Here is a 22,298-nt window from a genome sequence, read left to right as displayed (position 1 = left end):
GCCCGGCACCTCAGGAGCCGAAGTGATAATTCAGTTCGATCCAGCCGGCGCGGCCCACCGGGCTGTAGCTGCCGACCGGATAGTTCGGCCAGCCGGCGGTGGTGTCGGACTTGATCCTGTTGGCCACGTTGTTGACGATCAGCGAAACGGTCAGGCGGTCCGTCACGCGGTACACGGCGCTAACGTTGACGAGCGTGGTCGGCGACAGGTAGCCGGTCCACGCGGCGTTGGGGATCTTGCCGTAGCGGGTGGCGAACACCGTGGTGGCCCACTGGCCCACGTTCCAGTTCACGCTGGCGGTCAGCTTGTCCGGCCAGTCCGCGCTCTCGAACGAATGCAGCTCGTCGCTGACCGGGTCGCCGGCGAACTGCCGGGAGCGGCGCGTCACCGTTTTCGAATAGTTGCCCCGCACCGTGAACACGCCATGTGCGGCGGTACGCAGCGCATATTTCGCGCTGACGTCGAAGCCGCTGCTGCCCAGCTGCGCGGCGTTGATCGGATTGACGCGGATCTCGCGGATTTCTCCGGGGCGCACCAGCGAATCGGCAGGGTAGCGCGTGATGCGGGCCAGCGCGTCGACACAGCTCGGCATGTTGATGTCCGCCGCGCCCAGCCGGCATGCCGCTTCATCGCGCAACAGGCGGTCCGCCGACAGGTTCGTCACCAGGTCGTCGATGCGGATGTTCCAGTAGTCCGCCGATACGTCGAACGCCGAACTGGGCGACCAGACGATCCCCGCACCATACGAACGCCCCCGCTCGGGCTTCAGGTCGCGGCTGCCGTTCTGCACATAGTCGGCGCCGGGCGACACGTTGGCGTAGTCGCAGGTGTCGAGCGGCTGGCCGGCCAGGCCGCAGCGGTAGTAATCCGTGGTGGACGAGTAATAGCCGGTGCCGCGCGCCTTGTAGATGTAGTTCATGTCCGGCGCGCGGAAGCTGGTGGCGCGGTTCGCGCGCAGCAGCAGCTCCTTTGCCGGCCGCCATTCTAGCCCGCTGGCATAGGTGGACTTGCCGCTGGTGCGCCCGGCGAACTTGTAGCGATCGTAGCGGCCCGCCAGCGTGGCATTCAGGGTCTTCAGGACAGGGATGTTCACTTCAGCGCCGGCCGCGTAGCGGGTGCGCGTGCCCTCCGTCACGTCGCTGCGCGTGGTGACGTTGAAGTACCCTTCGTTGATGCGGGGATCGGGTACGTTCGAGAAGCCCTGCCGCCCCGCTTCGGCGACGACGGCCAGCTGCAGCAGCCCGGCCGGCAGCTGGTACAGCGTACCGTTCAGGGTGGCCGACAGCGTATTGGTCCACGACTCGTCCTCGCTGTGCGACAGGCCCTTGATGACGCCGAATTCGGCCGGCGTCAATGGCGTGGCGAGCCGCGCCGGGTCGGGCGCGTAGATCGCCACGCCATCCTCGTCGGTCCCCAGGCGCGAGCCGAGGAAGAAGCCGTCGATGTTGGCAAGCGCGCGCGGCACGTGGTTCTCGCTCTTGTACCACGAGGCGCTGTAGCCCGCTTCGTACTTCCAGCCGGTGCCGGGAATGCGCCCCCGTGCGCCCACCGACGCGGCCAGCGCGCGGTCGGTCCAGGCACGGTTGAACTGCTCCACGCCGCCCATTTCCTCGGGCGAGATGTAGCGCGTCCATGCTTCGTAGTTGCCGGTGTTCCGGTTCAGGAAGTAGCCGCTGGCGGTCGATTGCGACGTCCACGACAGGCCGCGCGTGTTGTTCTGCGTGCCGTTATGGCCGGCCAGCACGTCGGCGAACAGCGTGGTGTCATCGCCCAGTGCATAGGTGGCGCTGCCGTAGGCATTCTTGCTGAGGTTCCTGGTCTGCACGGTCCAGTACGTGGGCCCCACTTTCGGGCTCGCGCAGTACGCTCCGGTACGCGCGGTATAGCGCACGACACTGCCGCCGAACAGGCCGCCGATCGCATCGCAGGTGCCGCCCGGGTCCACGTAGCGGCCGGCGCTGACATTGCGCCGCGACAGCACATTGGTCGGCGTGCCATCCCGGGTGGCCATGAAGTCACGCTGGTAGGCGGCCAGCGGCTGGCGCTCGCTGACCTCGAATGCGAACACGGTATCGAGCTTGCCGAACTGCTGCCCGCCGGTGAATTGCACGCGCCGGTCGGCGCCGCCACCGCGCGTGGTGCCGCCGGCCTTGAGGTTGACATCGAAGCCGCCGTGCTGCTTCTTGAGGATGATGTTGACGACGCCGGCGATCGCATCGGAGCCGTAGATCGCGGAAGCGCCACCGGACAGGATCTCGATCCGTTCCACGACGGTGGAAGGAATGTTGGCCAGGTTGGTGAAGTTGACGGTGCCTTCGTAGGCGATCGGGAAATCGGCAAGCCGGCGTCCGTTCAGCAGGACCAGCGTGTGGTTCGGGCCCAGCCCGCGCAGGCTGATCGTATTGGCCGATGGCGTGAAGGTATTGCCGAAATCGGCACCCTGCACGAAACCGCTGTTCTGCACCTGGTTGTTCAGCGCATCGAACACGTTCCGGTAGCCCTGGCGGGTGATGTCCTCGGCGGTGATTACGGTGACGGCCGATGGGCCTTCGATGCTGGTGCGCGGAATGCGCGAACCCGTGATGACGACGGAGGGCGCCGCCCCTTCGGGCGGCGTGTCAGCCTGCCCCTGCGCGAACAGGGGCATGCCGCACAATGGGGCGCAGTATATGGCTCTCAATGCTGCGGCGGCGATCGGATTCGTGGTCTTCATACTCGGCATGATTGGTCCTTGTGGGAACCAGATCATACGAAGCGCGTTGCCTTTTTTGAACGAAGCCTTTCGCAGTTGCTTATGCGTTGCTCGGTGGTGCAGGAAAATTGAACAAGGCAGATGGAAGGAGGCTGGAGAAGGAGGCTCGAAACAGGCAGATGAAACAAGGGGCACCGCCGGGGTGCCCCTTGCCGGCCGTCAGGCCGCGTGCGGTGCCACGGCCGGCGCGGGTGCCGCCGCGCGTGGTGGCGTGTGATACGCCGCCAGCAGCGCGGCCTCCTTCTGCTTCGCCGCCTTCAGGTGGCGCTCCTTCACGTGGCCATAGCCGCGGATGTCTTCCGGAATGCGCGCGATGGCCACCGCCGTATCGAGGTTTTCCTTCGCCAGCGTCGGCAGCAGCGCCAGCACGCGATCGCGATACTCGCCGATCAGCGCACGTTCCATCTTCCGTTCCGCCGTGTAGCCGAACACGTCGAGCGGGGTGCCGCGCAAGCCCTTCAGCTTGGCCAGCACGCCGAAGGCGCTGCGCATCCACGGGCCGAACTGCTGCTTGACGAGGTGGCCATCCTTGTCCTTCTTCGCCAGCAGCGGCGGCGCCAGGTGGAACTTCACCGTGAAATCGCCTTCGAACATGCCTTCGATCTTCTGGCGGAACGCCGGGTCCGTGTGCAGGCGGGCCACTTCGTACTCGTCCTTGTAGGCCATCAGCTTGTACAGGTAGCGCGCCACCGCCTCTGTCAGCCGCTTCGTGCCCAGCGGTTCCTCGGCGCGCCGTACCTGGTCGATGAAGTCCGTGTACTGGCGGGCGTACGCCGCGTTCTGGTACGCCGTCAGCAGTTCGACGCGGCGGGCAAGCAGCTCGTCCAGCGATTGCGTGCGCTTGAATTCAACCACCTGCGCAGGCACCGCCATTTTCGACACGGCCGCCAGGTCGTGCGCCGCATAGCGGCCCCAGTTGAAGGCGGCCTTGTTGAACGCCACCGACACGCCGTTCAACTCGATCGCCTTCATCAGCGACGCTTCCGACAAGGGCACGTGGCCTTTCTGGAAGCAGTAGCCCAGCATGAACATGTTGGTGGCGATCGCGTCGCCCATCAGCGAGGTGGCGATCTGGCCGGCATCGAGGAAGTCGACACGGTCTTCGCCACAGGCGCGCACGATTTCCGCCCGCGAGCTGCTGCCGGGGAATTGCCAGTCCGGATTCTTCACGAACGCGGCGGTGGTGGCGCCGGTGGAATTGATCGCGGCCCAGGTGCGGCCCTCGCCCATCCGGCTCAAGGCATCGCGGCTGGCCGTGACGATCTGGTCGCAGCCGATCACGAGATCGGCGCTGCCCGTGCCCACGCGCGTCGAGTGCAGGTCCGCCTGCCGGTCGGCCAGCCGCACGTGCGACATCACCGGCCCGCCCTTCTGCGCCAGGCCGCTCATGTCCAGCACCACGGCCCCCTTGTTTTCCACGTGCGCCGCCACGGCCAGGATCTGGCCGACGGTGACGACACCGGTGCCGCCGATGCCCGTGACGAGGATGCCGTATGGCTGCGCGGTGGATGGCAGCACCGGTGCCGGCAAGGCGGGGACTTCGCCGCCCGCCGCGGCCTTCTTCGGCTTTTTCAGCTGGCCGCCTTCCACCGTCACGAACGACGGGCAGAAGCCGGACACGCACGAGTAATCCTTGTTGCAGCTCGACTGGTTGATCTGGCGCTTGCGCCCCAGTTCCGTTTCCAGCGGTTCGACGGACAGGCAGTTCGACTGCACGGAGCAGTCGCCGCAGCCTTCGCACACGGCTTCGTTGATGACCACGCGCTTGGCCGGATCCGGGTACTCGTTGCGCTTGCGGCGGCGCCGTTTCTCGGAGGCGCAGGTCTGGTCATAGATCATGGCCGAGACGCCGGGCTTGTTGCGCAGTTCCTTCTGCACGTCCATCAGTTCGGAACGGTGGCGCACCGTCACGCCGGGCGCCCAGGCGTAGTCGTCGGGATACTTGTCCGGATCGTCGGTGACCACGATGATCGGCGTGACGCCCTCGGCGGCGATCTGCCGCGAGATCATGCCCGGATCGAGCGGGCCATCGAAGGCCTGGCCGCCCGTCATGGCCACCGCGTCGTTGAACAGGATCTTGTAGGTGATGTTGACCTTGGCCGCCACCGCGGCGCGGATCGCCAGGATGCCCGAGTGGAAATAGGTACCGTCGCCCAGGTTGGTGAACACGTGCTGCTCGTTCGTGAACGGCGCCTGCCCGACCCACGTCACGCCCTCCGCGCCCATGTGCGTGAAGGTCGACGTTTCCCGGTCCATCCACAGCACCATGTAATGGCAGCCGATACCGGCCAGCGCGCGCGAACCTTCGGGCACCTTGGTGGACGAATTGTGCGGGCAGCCGGAACAGAAATACGGCGTGCGGTCGGTTTCGGGATTGGCCTTGGCGGGCACGTTCTTCAGCACCAGTTCCTTCGCTTCCAGGAAGGCGATGCGTTCCTGGACACGCTGCGCCACCGGATGGCCGGCGCAGTAGTGCGAAATGCGGCTGGCGATCGCGCGGGCGATCTGCGCCGGATTCAGCTCATAGGTGGCCGGCAGCAGCCAGTCGCCGTGGCCGCTGCGGTGCTGGTTCGACCATTCGCCCGTGTCGTCGAACTTGCCGACCACGCGCGGACGCTGGCCATCGGGCAGGTTGTACAGTTCTTCCTTCAGCGCGTATTCGAGGATCTGGCGCTTTTCTTCCACCACCAGGATCTCGTCCAGCCCGCGCGCGAATTCATGCACGCCATCGGCCTCCAGCGGCCACGTCATGCCGACCTTGTAGAGGCGGATGCCGATGTCGGCGGCGGCCTGTTCGTCGATGCCCAGGTCGGCCAGCGCCTGCCGCGTGTCGAGATACGATTTGCCGGCGGTGATGATGCCGATCTTCGGCCGCGGGCTGTCCCAGATGATCTTGTTGAGTTTATTGGCGCGGCAGTACGCGAGGGCCGCGTACCACTTGTAGCTGTTCATCCGCACTTCCTGGTCCAGCACCGCGTCCGGCCAGCGGATGTTCAGGCCGCCCGGCGGCAGCTCGAAGTCGTCCGGCATGGCGATCTGCACGCGGTCCGGATCGAAGTCGATGACGGCGCCGGACTCGATGATGTCCGTCACGCACTTCATCGCCACCCACAGGCCCGTGTAGCGGCTCATGGCCCAGCCATGCAGGCCATAGTCGAGGTACTCCTGCACCGAGGACGGATACAGGACAGGGATGCCGCAGGCGGCCAGGATATGGTCCGACTGGTGCGCGGTGGACGAGGATTTCGCCGCGTGGTCGTCGCCGGCCAGCACCAGCACGCCGCCGTGCTTCGAGCTGCCGGCATTGTTGGCGTGCTTGAACACGTCGCCGCAGCGGTCCACGCCGGGGCCCTTGCCGTACCACATGCTGAACACGCCGTCGTATTTGGCATCCTGGAACAGGTTGGTCTGCTGGGTGCCCCACACCGCCGTGGCGGCGAGGTCTTCGTTCATGCCGGGGTGGAACTTGACGTGGTGCGCTTCCAGGTATTTTTTCGCCTTCACCGCCGTCTGGTCGATCGACGTGACGGGCGAACCGCGATAGCCGGTGATGTAGCCGGCCGTATTCAGGCCAGCCTTCAGGTCGCGTTCGCGCTGCAGCATCGGCAGGCGGATCAGCGCCTGCGTGCCGGTGAGGAACGCGCTGCCGCGCTCCAGCGTCCATTTGTCTTCGAGGGTGATGTCCTCTTTGCCTAGCTCCGTACCCTTGTGAGGTGCGTTCATGGGTTTGTCTCCAATATCTTTTGTAAAGCCCAACGCCGGCGCCCTATCTTGTGCAGAGCTGCCGGGTTGCTTTTCACCCCAAGGCAAAACCTGGGGTCAGGGAGGAGTGCTGGCCTGCATGCCAGCACCGTTCCGCAGGCGCGAAGCATGCTTCGCGAAATTCCTGCTCCACCCCGCCGGGTCTGACCCCGGTTTCTGCCTGTGGTTATGTTTTTCAAGCGGGCGTCTTCGCAGTATCCTCCAGCACGCCGCGGCGAATCTGGTCGAGCTCGATCGATTCGAACAGCGCGCGGAAATTGCCTTCGCCAAAGCCCTGGTCGCCCTTGCGCTGGATGATCTCGAAGAAGATCGGGCCGATCACGTTCTGCGTAAAGATCTGCAGCAGCAATTCGCGTTGCTGTTCACTTGAGGCCTGCCCGTCGATCAGGATGCGCAGGCGGCGCAGTTCTTCCAGGTTTTCGCCATGGTTCGGCAAGCGCCGGTTGACCAGTTCGTAATACGTTTCGATCGTATCCTGGAAAGCGATTCCGCTGTCGCGCATTCCCTGGATCGAGCGGTAGATGTCGTCGGTACCGAGCGCGATGTGCTGGATGCCTTCGCCGTGGTATTCGTTCAGGTACTCGGCGATCTGCGACTTGTCGTCCGACGATTCGTTGATCGGGATGCGGATCTTGCCGCACGGCGAAGTCATGGCCTTCGACTTCAGGCCCGTATGCTTGCCGGTGATGTCGAAGTAGCGGATCTCGCGGAAATTGAACAGGCGCTCATAGAAGCCCGCCCATTCGGCCATCCGGCCACGGTAGACGTTGTGCGTCAGGTGGTCGATATAGGTCAGGCCGTTGCCCACCGGGTTCGGGTCCACGCCCGGGATCGCCACGAAATCGGCGTCGTAGATGCTGATGTCGCCGATGCTGCCGGGCGCCTGGCCCTTGGCGGTATTCTTGCCGCGCCAGCGGTCGACCAGGTACAGCAGCGAATCGCCGACGCCCTTGATGGCGGGAATGTTCAGTTCCATCGGGCCGGTCTTGTTGTCGAAGCCCCAGGCGCCCATTTCCAGCGCCTTGTTGTAGACGTAGGCCGCATCGTCGACGCGGATCGCGATCGCGCACACGGATGGGCCGTGCTGGCGGGCGAAGCGCTGGGCAAAGGAGTGCTCTTCGGCGTTGATGATGAAGTTGATCTCGCCCTGGCGGTACAGCGTGACATCCTTGGTGCGGTGGCGGGCGATGGCCGTGAATCCCATGTTTTCGAACAGCTGGCCGAGCGCTTTCGGATCGGGCGCGGCGAACTCGACGAATTCGAATCCGTCGGTCCCCATCGGATTCTCCCAGGGCGTGAATTGCATGTGCGTCTCCTTTTATCGAATAGCGAAAAGTATAGGCTTCGCGGGGGAGAATTAAATTGCAAAGATTTCCCATCGATGCAGGTTTTGAGCAATAATATTGCGTTATCAGGCATGCCACGAGGAGATTATGACCAAGATCACGCTGGACAAGACAGACCGTAAAATCCTATCGATCCTGCAGGAAGATGGCCGCCTGTCGAACCAGGACGTGGCCGAGCAGGTCAGCCTGTCGCCCTCGCCCTGCCTGCGCCGCATCAAGCGGCTGGAAGAGGAAGGCGTGATCCGCCAGTACGTGGCGCTGCTCGACCCGGACAAGATCGGCCTGGGCCTGCTGGCCTATGTCAACGTGCGGCTGGAAAAGCACAGCGATGCCGCCGCGGTGGCGCACAGCACGGCCCGCGCGCTCGGTGCGCTGCCGGGTACCGTCTCGCCGCGCGAGGATTTCGCCGTGGCCGTGGAAGGCTGGCCGGAAGTGGTGGCGTGCTATGCGATGACAGGCGAGATGGATTACCTGCTGCGCGTGCACGTGGAAGACATGGACCACTTCTCGCGCTTCATGATGGCCACGCTGTTGCGGCACCCCGCCGTGCTGGACGTGAAGTCCAGCTTTGCGCTGCAACGCATCAAGGACACCACGGCGCTTCCGCTGGTCTGACGGCGGCCGCGCGGTGCGCGGAGTTTTCTTTTCGTCATCATCGCTTCATATTCCTTTGCTAGTGTCTGGCGCGTTCATCCAGACCAGCAAAGGACAACGTGAATTCGCCGATCATCCGCCATGCCGTACGCGCGGCCATGCTGGCCCTCGCCAGCGCTCCCCTGCTCGCACAGGAAAACGTCCAGCCGCCGCCAGCGACAGAACAGGCGGCGGATGCTCCCCATGATGTCGTGATCGTGACCGGCCGCGCCGGTGCCGGTACCCGCACGAAATCGAAGGCCAGCTATTCGATCACCACGATCGACGAGGACGCGCTGCGAATGCAGGCCCCCACGTCGGTGACGGAAGCGCTGAAATCGGTCCCCGGGTTCTGGGTCGAAGCTTCCGGCGGCGAAGCATCGGGCAATATTCGCGCTCGCGGTATTCCTGTCGATGGCTTCGGTTCGGTCACGCTGCTGGAAGACGGCATTCCGGTGCAGCACGATCCTTCGCTGGGCTACCTGAATGCCGACCAGGCATTCCGCCTCGACGAGACGATCGAACGCATCGAGGTCGTGCGCGGCGGCCCGTCGTCGGTGTTCTACACGAACGCGCCGGCCGGTGCGATCAACTTCCGTACGCGCGAGATCGGCGACACGGCGAGCGGCATCGTCAAGGTCGGCGCCGGCAATTTCGGCATGCGGCGCGTCGACTTCTGGGCCGGCGCGCCACTCGGCAATGGCTGGAAAGGCGGTATCGGCGGCTTTTACCGCATCGACGACGGCATCCGCTCGCCCGGCTATCGCGCCAATGATGGTGGCCAGGTGCGCGTGCGACTGACGCGCATGCTCGACGGCGGCCGCATCGCCCTGGACTTCAAGCACCTGGACGACAAGGTGGCGCTGTTCCTCGGCATTCCGATGCGCACTTACCCGGATGGCGATATCGCGGCGATTCCCGGCTTCGACGGCAACCGCGGCACCGTGGCCGGGCCGCAGACCAGGGTGGTCGACATGCGGATGGGGAACGGCGCCACCTACCGTTTCGACAACGGCGAAGGCACGCACGTCAAGCGCAAGCAGTTCACCGTCGCGCTCGACAAGGAACTGGGCGGCTGGAAGCTGGCCGAATCGCTGCGCCATTCCAGCACGGACACGCAGCGCAACGGCGTGTTCCCGAACCAGTTGCTGTCCAGCGAAGCCTTCCTGCGGCAATCGCAAGGCTTGCTGGCGCGCGTGCCGGGTGCCACGCGGCTGGCGCTGCGGCGCGTCGACGCGCCAGGTACGGATTACGCGGATCCGAACGGCCTGCTGCTGGTCGGCGGGCTGCGCGGCGTGACGATGCCGCTGGAGGAAACCGTCAACGACTTGCGCCTGTCCCGCAAGTTCGCCACCGGCACGCAAACGCACGACGTCACGCTCGGCTACTATTTTGCCCGCTTCACGCAGGGGTTCGACCGCTATTCGTCGACCGTGCTGCTTGGCGCGCAAAGCCAGGCGCCGTTGCTGGACCTGGCTGGCCTCGACGCCGCCGGCCGCGCGGCCGGCACGATTACCGAGCGCGGCATCTACAATTACGGGTACGAATGGGAGCATGCGCGCGGCAAGTCGCGCACGCACGCGCTGTACCTGTCGGACGAATGGCAGGTCGACGAGCGCCTGCGCATCGATGGCGGCGTGCGCTGGGAAAAGGTGAATACGCGCGGCTGGACCGAGCGCGGTGCCAACGTCGATCTGGGCACGTTCGCCACCTCGAAGATACGTACCGGCACCGGCGTGCTGGATTACTACGACAACGACTTCGACAAGGTGGGCTGGACGCTCGGCGCGAACTGGCAACTGGCGCGCACGTCGGGCGTGTTCGGCCGGTGGACCAAGGCGTTCCGCCTGCCGAACCTGTCGTCCTACATTACCTCGCCGGCCGCGGTGCCGGTGATCCAGACGATGGACCTGGGCGAGCTGGGCTACAAGTACAGCAGCGCGATGCTGGAACTGTATCCCACCCTGTTCTATTCGAAGTACGACAACGTGGCGTACACGAACAACGTGTTTTCGATCGATAACGCGACATCGCGCCCGCAGACCGGCTACGCATCGTCGCGTACCTTCGGCCTGGAGCTGGAAGGCCGGCTGTTCCCCAGCAGCCTGGTCGACCTGGGCTTCAACCTGACGTTGCAGGATCCCGAGTACCGAGACCTGCGCTATACGGACCGGGTCAACAACCTGCCGGTGCCGCGCGACTACTCGGGCAATGCGTTGATCCGCGTGCCGAAAGTGAGCGCCCGGCTGGTGCCCGGCGTGAACCTGCTGGGCGACAAGCTGCGCCTGCAACTGGCGTACGAATACCAGGGCAAGCGCTACGTGGACTCGGCCAACACCGTGGTCTTGCCCAAGTACCACGTGCTGAACTTCTCGGCGCGCTGGCAGGCCACGCCGGCGGTCGAGGCATTCCTGTACGTGGACAACGTGGACAATTCGCAGGGCCTCACCGAAGGCAACCCGCGCGCCGGCGAACTGGCCAGCGCCGATGCCGGTGCCAACTCGTTCATTGCCCGCCCGCTGCTGGGCCGCACCGTGCGCGCGGCACTGAAGTATGCGTTTTGAGCGGCTTGCCGGACTGGCCATCCTGCTGTGCGGCCTGCTGGAGCAGGCGGCCGCCCAGTCCACCGACCTGGTGTTGCGCGGACGCCTGACCGGTACCGACCACCAGACCTACCGGGAAGTGCCGTTCGCGGTACCGCCCGGTGTCGACCGCGTGACCGTCACGTTCGACTACACGGGCAGGGAACAGCGCAGCGTGATCGACCTGGGCCTGATCGGCCCGGACGGCATGCTGCGCGGCTGGAGCGGGGGCAACAAGCGCACCTTCACGGTCGGTACCGTCGACGCCACGCCTTCCTACCTGGCGGTGCCGGCGCTGGCCGGGCAATGGGCGCTGCTGCTCGGCATTCCGAACATGCGCGCCAATGCCACCGCCGACTACACGGCGACAGTAACGTTCTCGCGCGGGCAGGCCTCGGATGACGCGGCGCTGGCCACCGGCGCACGCTGGTACCGCGGCGACCTGCACAGCCACACGGGGCACTCCGATGGCAGTTGCCGCAACCGCGGCGGTTCGGCCAGCGTGCCGTGCCCGCCGTTCGTTCTGGCGCAAGCCGCGGCGGCGCGCCGGCTGGACTTCCTGGCCGTCACTGAACACAACACCGTGTCGCATGCGCAGGCGCTGGGCGAACTGCAACCGTATTTCGATACGCTGCTGTTGATGCCCGGCCGCGAGATCACCACGTTTCATGGCCATGCCAACCTGTTCGGCACGCTGGCGCCGCTGGATTTCCGCCGCGGCTGGGATACGGTATTGAAGGATGCGCAGGCACTGCGTGGCTTGGTGTCGATCAACCACCCGGTGCGCCCGTCCGGCGAAGACTGCATGGGCTGCGGCTGGGACACGCGGACCGACATGGCGTTGGTGCAGGCGATCGAAGCCGTCAATGGCAAGGATGCCGGCACCCGCTGGTCCGGCATCCCCTTCTGGGAGGCGCAACTCGACCGGGGCTACCGGATCACGGCGATCGGTGGCAGCGACAGCCACCGGCCGGACGAGAGCCCGCCCGGCATACCGGCCACCGTCGTGCATGCGGCGGCGTTGTCGCAGGCGGCGATCCTGGACGGTATCCGCAAGGGCCATGTCTTTGTCGACATCGAAGGCTCGCCCGACCGGCTGCTGGACGTGCGTGCGGAGGCGAATGGCAGCACGGCGATGATGGGCGATGCGCTCGATGCACCAGCCGGCACGGCGGTACGGTTCCGCGTGCGAACGGCGGGGGTGGCGGGAGCGCGGCTGCGTATCGTCGACAACGGCAGGGAAATCACGCCGCTGGCGGACCCCACGGTGCGTGACGTGGATAGCGTATTCACGCTGGCCGGCGACGGCAGGCCGCACTGGGTGCGCGTCGACGTAATCGCTGCCGCGGGGCACCTGCTGCTGCTGGGGAATCCGGTTTACCTGAATGCGCGCCGGTAAGCCGGCATCGATGCCGCGCTATTCTTTCTTGCCGCGCCCCGGCAGCATGTCCCACAGCTTGGCGGCGCGCCGCACATTGGCTTTCAGCGCATAGTCGATGGTGGCCAGCTGTTCCTGCATCGCTTCCTGCAGCACGCTGGCCGGATCGGCCGGGCCCAGCTTCAGGTAGGCATCGGCCTCGCCATAGTCGCGGTGGATTTCCATGCCGGCCTTCTTCGCAATGTGGATCATGATCTGGTTCGACGACAGGCAATGCATGGTCAGCGTGTCGACGTCGTGGTTGCGGCAGACGATCGCGGCGCGCTCGAACAGCTTCGAGCCGATGCCCAGCCCGCGCGCCGATTTCAATACCGACACGCCGAATTCGGCCACGCGGTCCTTGTCCGTGGCGCCGTCCTGTTCCGGCTGCCGTTCCGCGAATCCCAGGTGTCCCACCGCGACGAGACGGAACACGCGGTTGTAGACCCCGAACACGATGTCGCGGTCGAAGTCGATGCCCTCGACATACTTCGCCACCTGCTCGTCGGTGATGGGCGAACCGAAGCGCAGCAGGCGGTCGCGCCCTTCGATCTGCAGGAAATGCTTGAGCATGCGGCGCCGGTCCCGTTCGCGCAATTCCTTGACGGGAATGGTCGGCCGCGGTTCGGGGCGGCCCAGCCATTTGTGCAGCGGATTGCGGAACAGGTTCAGGCGCGCCATCAGCGTGCTCCCGCGCCGCCTGGCGTGTGCGCTGCCGGCTCGTCCTTCTCGTCCACCTCATCCCGCTCGTCGGGCCGGGCCAGCGCTTCGCGCACCGCGCGCACCCGGGCTTCCCGCACCAGCTCGGGAATACGCTCCGGCTGTTCCGTGCAGGCCTGGGCGATTTCGCCGGCGTTGACGCCACGCGCGGCGGCCAATGCCCGCTCCAGGTAGTCGCGCTGCGGGAATGGCGCGTCGCGGAACGAGCCGCTGGGGCCTTCCCGGCCACGCGCATCGCATTCGGACACTTGCAGCAACTGCAGGAAGCGGGCCGGCTTGCGGAACGCGTCGCTGCGTTCGAACAGCTTCACGATGGTGTTGCAGCGCAGTTCCAGCGCGCGTGCCACGTTGCCGTGCTCGCGCGCGCCCAGCACCGCCAGGTCGCGGCACTCGGTCGGCACCTTCAGCCGCGCACACACATCCTTCACCAGCGCGGCGCCGAGGCCTTCATGGCCATGGTGGGCCGGCCATTGCTCCGCCGGCGTGGCGCCCTTGCCCAGGTCGTGCAGCAGGGCCGCGAAACGCACCGGCAGGTCGCAGCGCTGCCGCGCCGCGTAATCGACCACCTGTTCCAGGTGAATGCCGGTATCGACTTCCGGATGCCATTTCTCGGGCTGGGGCACGCCCCACAGGCGGTCCAGTTCCGGCACGATGCGCGCCAGCGCGCCGCAGTCGCGCAAGACCTGCAGCATGCGCGACGGCCGCTGCTCCATCAGGCCGCGCGACAGTTCCTGCCACACGCGCTCGGGCACCAGCGCATCGACTTCGCCTTCGTCGACCATGCGGCGCATCAGGGCATTGGTTTCCGGCGCCACCGTGAAATCGGTGAAGCGGGCGGCAAAGCGGGCAACGCGCAGGATGCGCACCGGGTCTTCGGCAAACGCGTCCGACACATGGCGGAACAGGCGGCGGGCGATGTCGCCGCGGCCATCGAACGGATCGGTCAGCGTGCCATCGGCGGCGCGGGCGATCGCGTTGATCGTCAGGTCGCGGCGCACCAGGTCCTGCTCCAGCGTCACGTCCGGCGCGGTGTGGAAGACGAAGCCCTTGTAGCCGGGCGCGGTCTTGCGCTCGGTGCGGGCCAGCGCATATTCCTCGTGGGTTTCCGGGTGCAGGAAGACGGGGAAATCCTTGCCGACGGCGCGGAAACCCTGCCGCACCATCTGTTCCGGCGTGGCGCCGACGACAACATGGTCATGGTCCTTGACGGGCAGTCCCAGCAGTTCATCGCGGACAGCACCGCCAACCACGTAGGTCTTCATTCCTGCTCCATGCTCCCTGCCGCGCCTTCGCCCGCTTCGGCATGCGCCTCCTCGATCCAGCGCGCCACGGCCGGGTGCCGGGTGATCCGTTCGCAGTAGGCCGACAGCGCCGGCGGCAATGCCACGTCATAGGTGTTGAAGCGGGTGACGACCGGGGCGAAGAACGCATCGGCCAAAGAAAAATCGCCGAACAGGAATTCGTTGTGGCCGAAGCGGCACAGGCATTCTTCCCAGATTTCGCTGACGCGGCCGATGTCGGCCTGCGTTTCCGGCGTGCGGCCCTGGCCGCGCAGGCTGGCGCTGATATTCATCGGCATGTTGCTGCGCAGGCCCGCGAAGCTCGAGTGCATTTCGGCGCAGATCGAGCGCGCGGTGGCGCGCGCCGCCACGTCCTGCGGCCACAGATGCTTGTCGGGGAATTGCTCGGCCAGGTACTCGCAGATCGCCAGGCTGTCCCAGATCGTGATGTCGCCGGCCAGCAGCACGGGCACGCGGCCGCTGTGCGTGTAGCGGGCGATGGTGCCGGAGGTTTCCGGGCGGTCCAGCTTCACGCGCACCTCGGTGAACGGGATGTTGAAGGCGGTCATCGCCACCCACGGCCGCATCGACCACGAAGACAGGTTCTTGTTGCCGATGACGAGCGTGAGGCCGGGCTGGCGCGCGGCGGCGAGGGTGTTGCTCAGTGTAGGGTCGAGTTCGATCGTTTGCATGAAGGTGGAAAATGCGGTGGAGGATGCGGGAAAGTAGGCGAGCGCGCCGGAATCAGCGGCTCGATAAACTGGTCTGCTGCGGTTCCTGGCCACGCGGGTCCGGCTCGCGCATGTCCTTCTCGCTGTAGCCCTTCGGCGTGACGACACCCAGCCGCGCCTTCATCGATTGCGGCCGCCCTTCGAACAGCGCCGCGTAATAGGTGGCATTGGTCATCACGTTCTTCACATAGCCGCGCGTTTCGGAGTATGGAATCGATTCGATGAAGACGGTGGCATCCATCGGCTTGTCCAGCTTCGAGCGCCATGAGCGCAGCCGGCCGGGACCCGCGTTGTACGCGGCGGTGGCCAGTACCTGCGAACCGTCCATGCTGCCCAGGACCATGTTCATGTAGTTGGCGCCCAGCAGGATGTTGGTGCGCACGTCCGTCAGCATGTCCTGCACGAAATTCGTCAGGCCGATCTTGTTGGCCACCCAGCGCCCGGTGGAAGGCATCACCTGCATCAGGCCCGACGCGCCCGCGCTCGACTGCGCGTTCATCACGAAACGCGACTCCTGCCGGATCAGGCCATAGACCCAGGCGCGGTCGAGGCCCAGGGTATTCGTGGTGGGGCGCATGATTTCATCGTGCGGTGCCGGGTAGCGGTGCGTGTAGTCGGCCAGCGCGCGGGTGCGCTCGGACGTGTACACCATGCGGTCGAGGATATGGTGCTGGCGCGCATACTCGGCAGCGGCGATCAGCTCGCGGTCGGACAGGTGCCGCACTTCCCAGTTCCACTCGCGCAGGCCTTCGAAACGCAGGCGCATGTCGAAGAATTTCAGGGCGCGGCGGATGCCCGGGTTGGTGGCGATCGCGGCGATTTCCTGCGCCGTCACCGGCGCGCCGGGCGCCGGGATGGTGACCGTGCGGCCCAGTTCCTCGGCAGCCAGCAGGCCGTAGTAATCCTCGCGGCCGGCAATGCTCTGGTACAGGAACTGCGCCTCGGGCGTCATGCGGCCGCCGGCCAGCGCCACGAACGTGCGCGCCTGCCAGTACACCCAGGTGGGATCCTGGCGCAGTTGTGCCGGCATGGCCGCGAGGTAGTCGCGCACCAGTTGCCAGTTACCGTCGCGCAGCGCATAGCGGGTGCGCCACTGGTGCTGGTCGATCGATAGCGGCGCGCCATTGGCGCGGCGCCAGTAGCCGGACGTTTCCGGGTCGACCGCATAGGACGCCGGCAGCGCGATATTGGCCCAGCCGATCGCCTGCTCCTGCGGCGTCAGCCTCGGCAATGCCTTCTCGAGCGCCAGCACCGAAAGCTTGACACTGGTGCGGGCGGCCCGGCCCAGCGCGACCAGGAACACTTCACGGTCGGCCTTCGTGTCGCCGACGCCTTTTGCCAGCACCACGGCAGGCACGTCGATCGCCTGGGCGATCTTCTTGTCCGAGCCATTGAGCAGCATGATCGTGCGGCGTGCCGGGCCGGCGGCTTTCGTTTCACCGGCAAGGCGCACCTGCGCCCACAGGTCTTCCTGGCTGAACTGGCCGGTCTGCGCGAGCGACGCGATCAGCGCGCTGCAGCCCTCGCCGTAATACGGCGGATAGATCAGCAGCGTGCGGGCGTCCGTGGCCACGTTCTCGCCTTTCGACAGGCGCGACAGCAAGGCATAGCACTTGACCTGGGTATCGTCCTTCAGCACGAACAGCGGATACTGCTGGTCGAACAGGGCCCATTCGCGCTTGCGGCCCAGTTCCAGCAGCCAGTCGTTGCGCAGGCGGTCGGCAATCGCCGTGCCTTCGTAGCGCTGCAGGAAAGCCAGGATCTCGGCCGAGCTGGCGGCCGTGAAATGGGATTTCAGCCGATAATAATCAACGTAGGACGGAATGGCATAGTCGCTCAGCCGTGCCGCGTAGAACTCGGCCTTGGTGGCGTCGTTGCGGCGCACCGAGTCGCGCAGCAGCAGGAACGCATCGTCCTCCTTGCGGCTGTCGCCCAGGTCTTGCGGGATGGCGAGGGGCGTGATGGCGCAGGAAATCGCGAGCAGTGCGCCGGCTATCCATTTCGACGGGAAAATCAAGATACGACTCTCAAAAAGTGACATGACCAGCGACCCTAGAATAACACGCCTGACTGAAGGGCTACCACCCGCCAGCGTACAGACGGCCGCGGCGGAAAAGGCTACGTTGCGCAAGCAATTGCTGGCTGAACGGCGCAACTTGCCGGCCGATACCCGCGCGCAGTGGGATGCCGACCTCTGCCGGCACATCGTGCAGTGGTGGCATGAGGCAAGAGTGGACACGCTGGGCGTCTACTGGCCGCTGCGCGACGAACCCGACCTGCACCCCGCCTATGCCGAACTGGCGCGGCTGGGCGTGCGCCTGCTGTTGCCGGTCGTGCTGAAGCGCGATGCGCCGCTGGACTTCGCGGCCTGGCAAATCGGCGAGCCGCTGGTGAAGGATGCGATGGGCATCGCGGTGCCGGCCGACTTGCGGATCGCGCCCTGCCCCCCGGCCCTGCTGGTCCCTTGCCTGGGCTTCAACGCGCAAGGCTACCGGCTGGGCTATGGCGGCGGCTTCTACGATCGCACGCTGGAGAAGGTGCCGCGGCCGGCGACGGTGGGCATCGCTTATTCCTGCCTCGCCGCCGAGTTCGGCAGCGACGGGCACGACATCGCACTGGACCGTATCATCACCGAAGCGGGATGAATGTTGCTTCAAGAATGGGGGACGTACACCTAATACCGCTTCGATAAGCCCACCCCCAGTGCAAATTCCGGGGTCAGACCCGGCGGGTCTGACCCGAGCCCTTCGCTGTTGGGTGAATGCATGCGCTTCCAATGTGTCGGGTAACGCTTAACTTAACAGCACTAGGGCCCGCCCCTATATTACTTGACCAGCCGCTGCCACAGGGCCGTCGTGGCGGCGGCCTGGTTCATGCTGTAGAAGTGCAGGCCGGGGGCGCCGCCGGCGAGCAGGCGCTCGCACAGGGCCGTCACCACGTCCAGGCCGAAGGCCTTGATCGACGCGGTATCGTCGCCGAAGCTGGCCAGTTTCAGGCGCACCCAGCGGGGGATCTCCGCGCCGCACATGTCGGAGAAGCGCATCAGCTGCGTGTAGTTGGTAATCGGCATGATGCCAGCCACGATCGGCACGGTGGCCCCGGCCTTGTGCGCGGCGTCGACGAACTGGAAGTAGGCGTCGGCGTTGTAGAAATACTGGGTGATCGCGGCATCGGCGCCCGCGTCCACCTTGCGCACGAAGGCATCGAGATCCGATTGCGGCGATTTCGCCTGCGGATGCACTTCCGGGTAGGCCGCCACTTCGATGTGGAACCAGTCACCCGTCTCGGCGCGGATGAATTCCACCAGCTCGTTGGCATAGCGGAATTCGCCGGCTGCGCCGTAGCCGCTGGGCAGGTCGCCGCGCAGCGCGACGACGCGCTTGATGCCATGCGACTTGTATTCGTTCAGGATGGCGCGGATCGATTCGCGCGTGCCGCCCACGCAGGACAGGTGCGGCGCGGCCTGCTCGCCGGCGCCCATGATGTCGAGCACGGTTTCCAGCGTGCCGCGCTGGGTGGTGCCGCCGGCGCCGAACGTGACGGAAAAATACTTCGGGTGCAATTCGGAGAGCTTGGCGCGCGTGGCGCGCAGCTTTTCCGCGCCTTCCGCCGTCTTGGGCGGGAAAAATTCGATACTAAAATTGTGGTCAGCCATCGGCGTCTTTCAACAACAGTGTGGAGAGGGCCCAGGAAATCACGCTGTACAGCAATGCGCCGCCGACCGCCGCCCAGAAGCTCGTCACGGTGAAGCCGTTCACGAATTGCGCCACCAGCCAGAATGTGAAGCCGTTGACGATGAAGATGAACAGGCCCAGCGACAGCACCGTTACGGGCAAGGTCAGCAGGAGCAGCAATGGACGGATCAGCGTGTTCACCAGCCCGAGGATGAGCGCCGCGATCAGGGCTGCGCCGACGCTCGTGACGTCGACGGAATGCATCAGGTAAGGCACTGCGAACAGGGCCGCGGCATTGATGAACCAGGTCAAGACCAGACGCATAGGGAATACAAGCCTCAAGCGGAAATAACGAAATAGCGAAACAGCGAAACAGCGAAATACGGTGGAACCAGCGCTGAACAGCGGCTAAAAAGCGGCTAAGAATCGGCAAAAAATCGGCAAAAAAAGGCCGGCTCGCGCCGGCCTTCGTACCGATCAATAGCGGTAGTGTTCCGGCTTGTACGGACCTTCGACCTTGACGTTGATGTAGGCGGCCTGCTCTGCCGTCAGCTCGGTCAGCTGCGCATTCAGCTTCTTCAGCTGCAGGCGCGCGACCTTCTCGTCCAGGTGCTTCGGCAGCGTGTAGACGCCGACCGGGTACTTGTCCTTGTGCAGGAACAATTCGATCTGGGCGATGGTCTGGTTCGCGAACGACGAGCTCATCACGTACGACGGGTGGCCCGTGCCGCAACCCAGGTTGACCAGGCGGCCTTCGGCCAGCAGGATGATGCGCTTGCCATCAGGGAAGATCACGTGGTCCACCTGCGGCTTGATGTTTTCCCACTGATACTTCTTCAGCGCGGCAACGTCGATCTCGTTGTCGAAGTGACCAATGTTGCAGACGATCGCCTGGTCCTTCATCTTCAGCATGTGCTGTTCGGTGAGGATGTGGTAATTGCCGGTGCAGGTGACGAAGATGTCGCCGTGTTCGGCCGCGTAGTCCATCGTCACGACGCGGTAGCCTTCCATCGCGGCCTGCAGCGCGCAGATCGGATCGATCTCGGTGACCCACACCTGGGCCGACAGGGCGCGCATGGCCTGCGCCGAACCCTTGCCCACGTCGCCATAGCCGGCGATGACGGCGATCTTGCCGGCGATCATCACGTCGGTGGCGCGCTTGATGCCGTCCACCAGCGATTCACGGCAGCCGTACAGGTTGTCGAACTTCGACTTGGTCACTGAATCGTTGACGTTGATGGCCGGGAAGGCCAGCTTGCCTTCCTTGTGCATCTGGTACAGGCGATGCACGCCGGTGGTGGTTTCTTCCGTCACGCCCAGGATCTGCGGCAGGCGCTTGGAGTACCACGTGGCATCTTTCGCCAGGCGGGCCTTGATCGAGTTGAACAGGCAGATTTCTTCTTCCGAACCCGGGTTGTCCAGCACCGAGGCATCCTTCTCGGCGCGTGCGCCCAGGTGCAGCAACAGCGTGGCGTCGCCGCCATCGTCCAGGATCATGTTCGAGTACACGCCTTCGCCCGGCCATTCGAAGATGCGGTGGGTATAGTCCCAGTATTCGTCCAGCGTTTCGCCCTTGACGGCGAAGACCGGCGTGCCGGCCGCGGCGATGGCGGCGGCGGCGTGGTCCTGGGTCGAGTAGATGTTGCACGAAGCCCAGCGCACTTGCGCGCCCAGCGCTTCCAGCGTGCGGATCAGCACGGCGGTCTGGATCGTCATGTGCAGCGAGCCGGTGATGCGCGCGCCCTTCAGGGGCTGGGCAGCAGCGAACTCTTCCTGGATCGCCATCAGGCCAGGCATTTCCGTTTCGGCGATCTTGATTTCCTTCTCGCCCCACGCGGCCAGGCCGATGTCGGCAATGATGTAATCCTGGGAATCTTTGAGTACGGCGTTCATCACGCCTCCTTTCATGTTGAAAAAAGTTGACGTGAGCGCGGTTGCAGAAGTGTCCGAGCCTGGCGGATTCGAATGATCCGTCGCAACGCTCCTCGGAGAACAGGCATTCTATAACAAAAAACCGGATACGCGATCCGGTTTTCTTGCATGGATGGTCCGGGCAGGGTCATGGCATGCATGCCCTGACCCTGCCCCTGCCCCACTAGGCAGGCGCGGCATGTGTGCCGCAACACCCCGGCCCCCGTTTTCCTGGCACTATTGCTCAACAAATGGGGTACGTCCCCATTTTTCGAGCAATTTTTCAGGACAGGCCGGCGGCGGCGCGCAGGGCGGCGGCCTTGTCGGTGCGCTCCCAGCTGAATTCCGGCTCTTCGCGGCCGAAGTGGCCATACGCGGCGGTCTTGCGGTAGATCGGACGCAGCAGGTCCAGCATCTGCACGATGCCTTTCGGGCGCAGGTCGAAGTGCTCGTGCACCAGTTCGGCGATCTTCTCGTCCGAAATCACGCCGGTGCCTTCGGTATAGACCGTGATATTGATGGGACGGGCGATGCCGATCGCATACGACACCTGCACCTGGCACTGCCGCGCCAGGCCGGCGGCGACGACGTTCTTGGCCACGTAGCGGGCCGCGTAGGCGGCCGAGCGGTCCACCTTCGACGGATCCTTGCCGGAGAAGGCGCCGCCGCCGTGCGGCGCGGCACCGCCGTAGGTGTCGACGATGATCTTGCGGCCGGTCAGGCCGCAGTCGCCCTGCGGGCCGCCGATGACGAAACGGCCGGTCGGGTTGACCAGGTATTTCGTGTCTTTCAGCCACTCCTTCGGCAGCACCGGGCGGATGATCTCTTCGATCACCGCTTCCTCGATCTGCTTGTGCTGCATTTCCGGCGCGTGCTGGGTCGACAGCACGACCGTGTCCACGGCCACCGGGCGGCCGTTCACGTAGCGCAGCGTGACCTGCGACTTGGCATCCGGGCGCAGCCACGGCAGGCGGCCATCCTTGCGCAGTTGCGACTGGCGTTCGACCAGGCGGTGCGAGTAGTAGATCGCGGCCGGCATCAGTTCCGGCGTTTCATCGCAGGCGTAGCCGAACATCAGGCCCTGGTCGCCGGCACCCTGGTCGAGGTCGATGCCGGCGCCTTCGTCGACACCCTGGGCGATGTCCGGCGACTGCTTGTCGTAGGCCACCAGCACGGCACAGCCGCGGTAGTCGATGCCGTAGTCGGTGTTGTCGTAGCCGATGCTTTTGATGGTTTCCCGGGCGACCTGAATATAATCCACGTTCGCGTGGGTGGTGATTTCACCGGCCAGCACGACGAGGCCGGTATTGCACAGCGTTTCGGCGGCCACGCGGGCAGTAGGATCCTGGGCCAGGATGGCGTCGAGGATGGCGTCGGAGATCTGGTCCGCGACCTTGTCGGGGTGGCCTTCGGAAACGGATTCGGACGTGAAGAGGTAATCGATGGAAGACATCGCAAGCTCCTGTATAAGTGTCTGTGACTCGAGTTGA

The 22,298-nt window shown here is 65.2% G+C and carries 15 protein-coding genes and 1 riboswitch; of the genes, 4 read left to right on the top strand and 11 right to left on the bottom strand.

Annotation, left to right across the window (positions count from 1 at the left end; all coding sequences use genetic code 11):
• Window positions 1-10: 10 nt before the first annotated feature.
• The 3 genes from OU994_RS03325 to hppD all read right to left on the bottom strand — a co-directional run bounded on the left by OU994_RS03325 (window position 11) and on the right by hppD (window position 7,820).
• Complete coding sequence (locus OU994_RS03325) at window positions 11-2,647, bottom strand: TonB-dependent siderophore receptor (protein ID WP_281609629.1); 2,637 nt, start codon at window positions 2,645-2,647, stop codon at window positions 11-13.
• Window positions 2,648-2,911: 264 nt separating this feature from the next.
• A complete protein-coding gene (locus OU994_RS03320; protein WP_281609628.1) occupies window positions 2,912-6,475 on the bottom strand; it encodes an indolepyruvate ferredoxin oxidoreductase family protein in 3,564 nt (1,187 codons plus the stop codon).
• A gap of 214 nt (window positions 6,476-6,689) precedes the next feature.
• On the bottom strand, window positions 6,690-7,820 hold the full coding sequence (hppD, locus tag OU994_RS03315) for a 4-hydroxyphenylpyruvate dioxygenase (protein ID WP_281609627.1): 1,131 nt from the start codon (window positions 7,818-7,820) through the stop codon (window positions 6,690-6,692).
• Between the two features lie 127 nt (window positions 7,821-7,947).
• Between hppD and OU994_RS03310 the strand changes: the two genes are divergently transcribed.
• From OU994_RS03310 to OU994_RS03300, 3 genes are all read left to right on the top strand, one after another.
• Window positions 7,948-8,475 carry an Lrp/AsnC family transcriptional regulator gene (locus OU994_RS03310; protein ID WP_130186612.1) on the top strand — a complete coding sequence of 176 codons (528 nt, stop codon included), beginning with the start codon at window positions 7,948-7,950 and terminating at the stop codon, window positions 8,473-8,475.
• A gap of 98 nt (window positions 8,476-8,573) precedes the next feature.
• Window positions 8,574-11,057 carry a TonB-dependent receptor gene (locus tag OU994_RS03305; protein ID WP_281609626.1) on the top strand — a complete coding sequence of 828 codons (2,484 nt, stop codon included), beginning with the start codon at window positions 8,574-8,576 and terminating at the stop codon, window positions 11,055-11,057.
• Window positions 11,047-12,474, top strand: coding sequence for a CehA/McbA family metallohydrolase (locus OU994_RS03300; RefSeq protein ID WP_281609625.1), 1,428 nt, complete (start codon window positions 11,047-11,049; stop codon window positions 12,472-12,474). Before OU994_RS03305 ends, OU994_RS03300 begins: the two co-directional genes overlap by 11 nt.
• 18 nt (window positions 12,475-12,492) lie before the next feature.
• On the opposite strand, the gene OU994_RS03295 is transcribed toward OU994_RS03300, so the two are convergent.
• From OU994_RS03295 to OU994_RS03280, 4 genes are read right to left on the bottom strand one after another with little or no spacing between them, the layout of a single operon-like run.
• Complete coding sequence (locus OU994_RS03295; protein WP_281609624.1) at window positions 12,493-13,173, bottom strand: GNAT family N-acetyltransferase; 681 nt, start codon at window positions 13,171-13,173, stop codon at window positions 12,493-12,495.
• The gene (locus OU994_RS03290; protein ID WP_281609623.1) at window positions 13,173-14,474 is read right to left on the bottom strand and encodes a multifunctional CCA addition/repair protein; all 1,302 of its coding nucleotides are present in this window, start codon (window positions 14,472-14,474) and stop codon (window positions 13,173-13,175) included. Before OU994_RS03290 ends, OU994_RS03295 begins: the two co-directional genes overlap by 1 nt.
• Window positions 14,471-15,184: a glutathione S-transferase family protein gene (locus tag OU994_RS03285; protein WP_281609622.1), complete on the bottom strand. Its 714-nt coding sequence runs from the start codon at window positions 15,182-15,184 to the stop codon at window positions 14,471-14,473. Before OU994_RS03285 ends, OU994_RS03290 begins: the two co-directional genes overlap by 4 nt.
• 52 nt (window positions 15,185-15,236) lie before the next feature.
• On the bottom strand, window positions 15,237-17,240 hold the full coding sequence (locus OU994_RS03280) for a lytic transglycosylase domain-containing protein (protein ID WP_281609621.1): 2,004 nt from the start codon (window positions 17,238-17,240) through the stop codon (window positions 15,237-15,239).
• 106 nt (window positions 17,241-17,346) lie between these two features.
• Between OU994_RS03280 and OU994_RS03275 the strand changes: the two genes are divergently transcribed.
• Window positions 17,347-17,868: a 5-formyltetrahydrofolate cyclo-ligase gene (locus OU994_RS03275; RefSeq protein WP_281609620.1), complete on the top strand. Its 522-nt coding sequence runs from the start codon at window positions 17,347-17,349 to the stop codon at window positions 17,866-17,868.
• 179 nt (window positions 17,869-18,047) lie between these two features.
• Here the strand turns inward: OU994_RS03275 and metF are convergent, their stop codons facing one another.
• From metF to metK, 4 genes are all read right to left on the bottom strand, one after another.
• The gene (metF, locus tag OU994_RS03270) at window positions 18,048-18,878 is read right to left on the bottom strand and encodes a methylenetetrahydrofolate reductase [NAD(P)H] (protein ID WP_281609619.1); all 831 of its coding nucleotides are present in this window, start codon (window positions 18,876-18,878) and stop codon (window positions 18,048-18,050) included.
• Window positions 18,871-19,221, bottom strand: coding sequence for a phage holin family protein (locus OU994_RS03265; protein WP_131148156.1), 351 nt, complete (start codon window positions 19,219-19,221; stop codon window positions 18,871-18,873). Before OU994_RS03265 ends, metF begins: the two co-directional genes overlap by 8 nt.
• A 153-nt stretch (window positions 19,222-19,374) precedes the next feature.
• A complete protein-coding gene (gene ahcY, locus OU994_RS03260) occupies window positions 19,375-20,790 on the bottom strand; it encodes an adenosylhomocysteinase (protein WP_131148157.1) in 1,416 nt (471 codons plus the stop codon).
• 26 nt (window positions 20,791-20,816) lie between these two features.
• Window positions 20,817-20,890: riboswitch (S-adenosyl-L-homocysteine riboswitch) on the bottom strand.
• 201 nt (window positions 20,891-21,091) lie between these two features.
• Window positions 21,092-22,261: a methionine adenosyltransferase gene (gene metK, locus OU994_RS03255; RefSeq protein WP_281609618.1), complete on the bottom strand. Its 1,170-nt coding sequence runs from the start codon at window positions 22,259-22,261 to the stop codon at window positions 21,092-21,094.
• Window positions 22,262-22,298 lie beyond the last annotated feature (37 nt).

This window comes from Pseudoduganella sp. SL102, from assembly GCF_027856995.1.
Taxonomy (GTDB): domain Bacteria; phylum Pseudomonadota; class Gammaproteobacteria; order Burkholderiales; family Burkholderiaceae_D; genus Rugamonas; species Rugamonas albidiflava.
The sequence above is the reverse complement of the archived record's forward strand: the minus strand, read 5'-3'. Positions and strand labels throughout refer to the sequence as shown.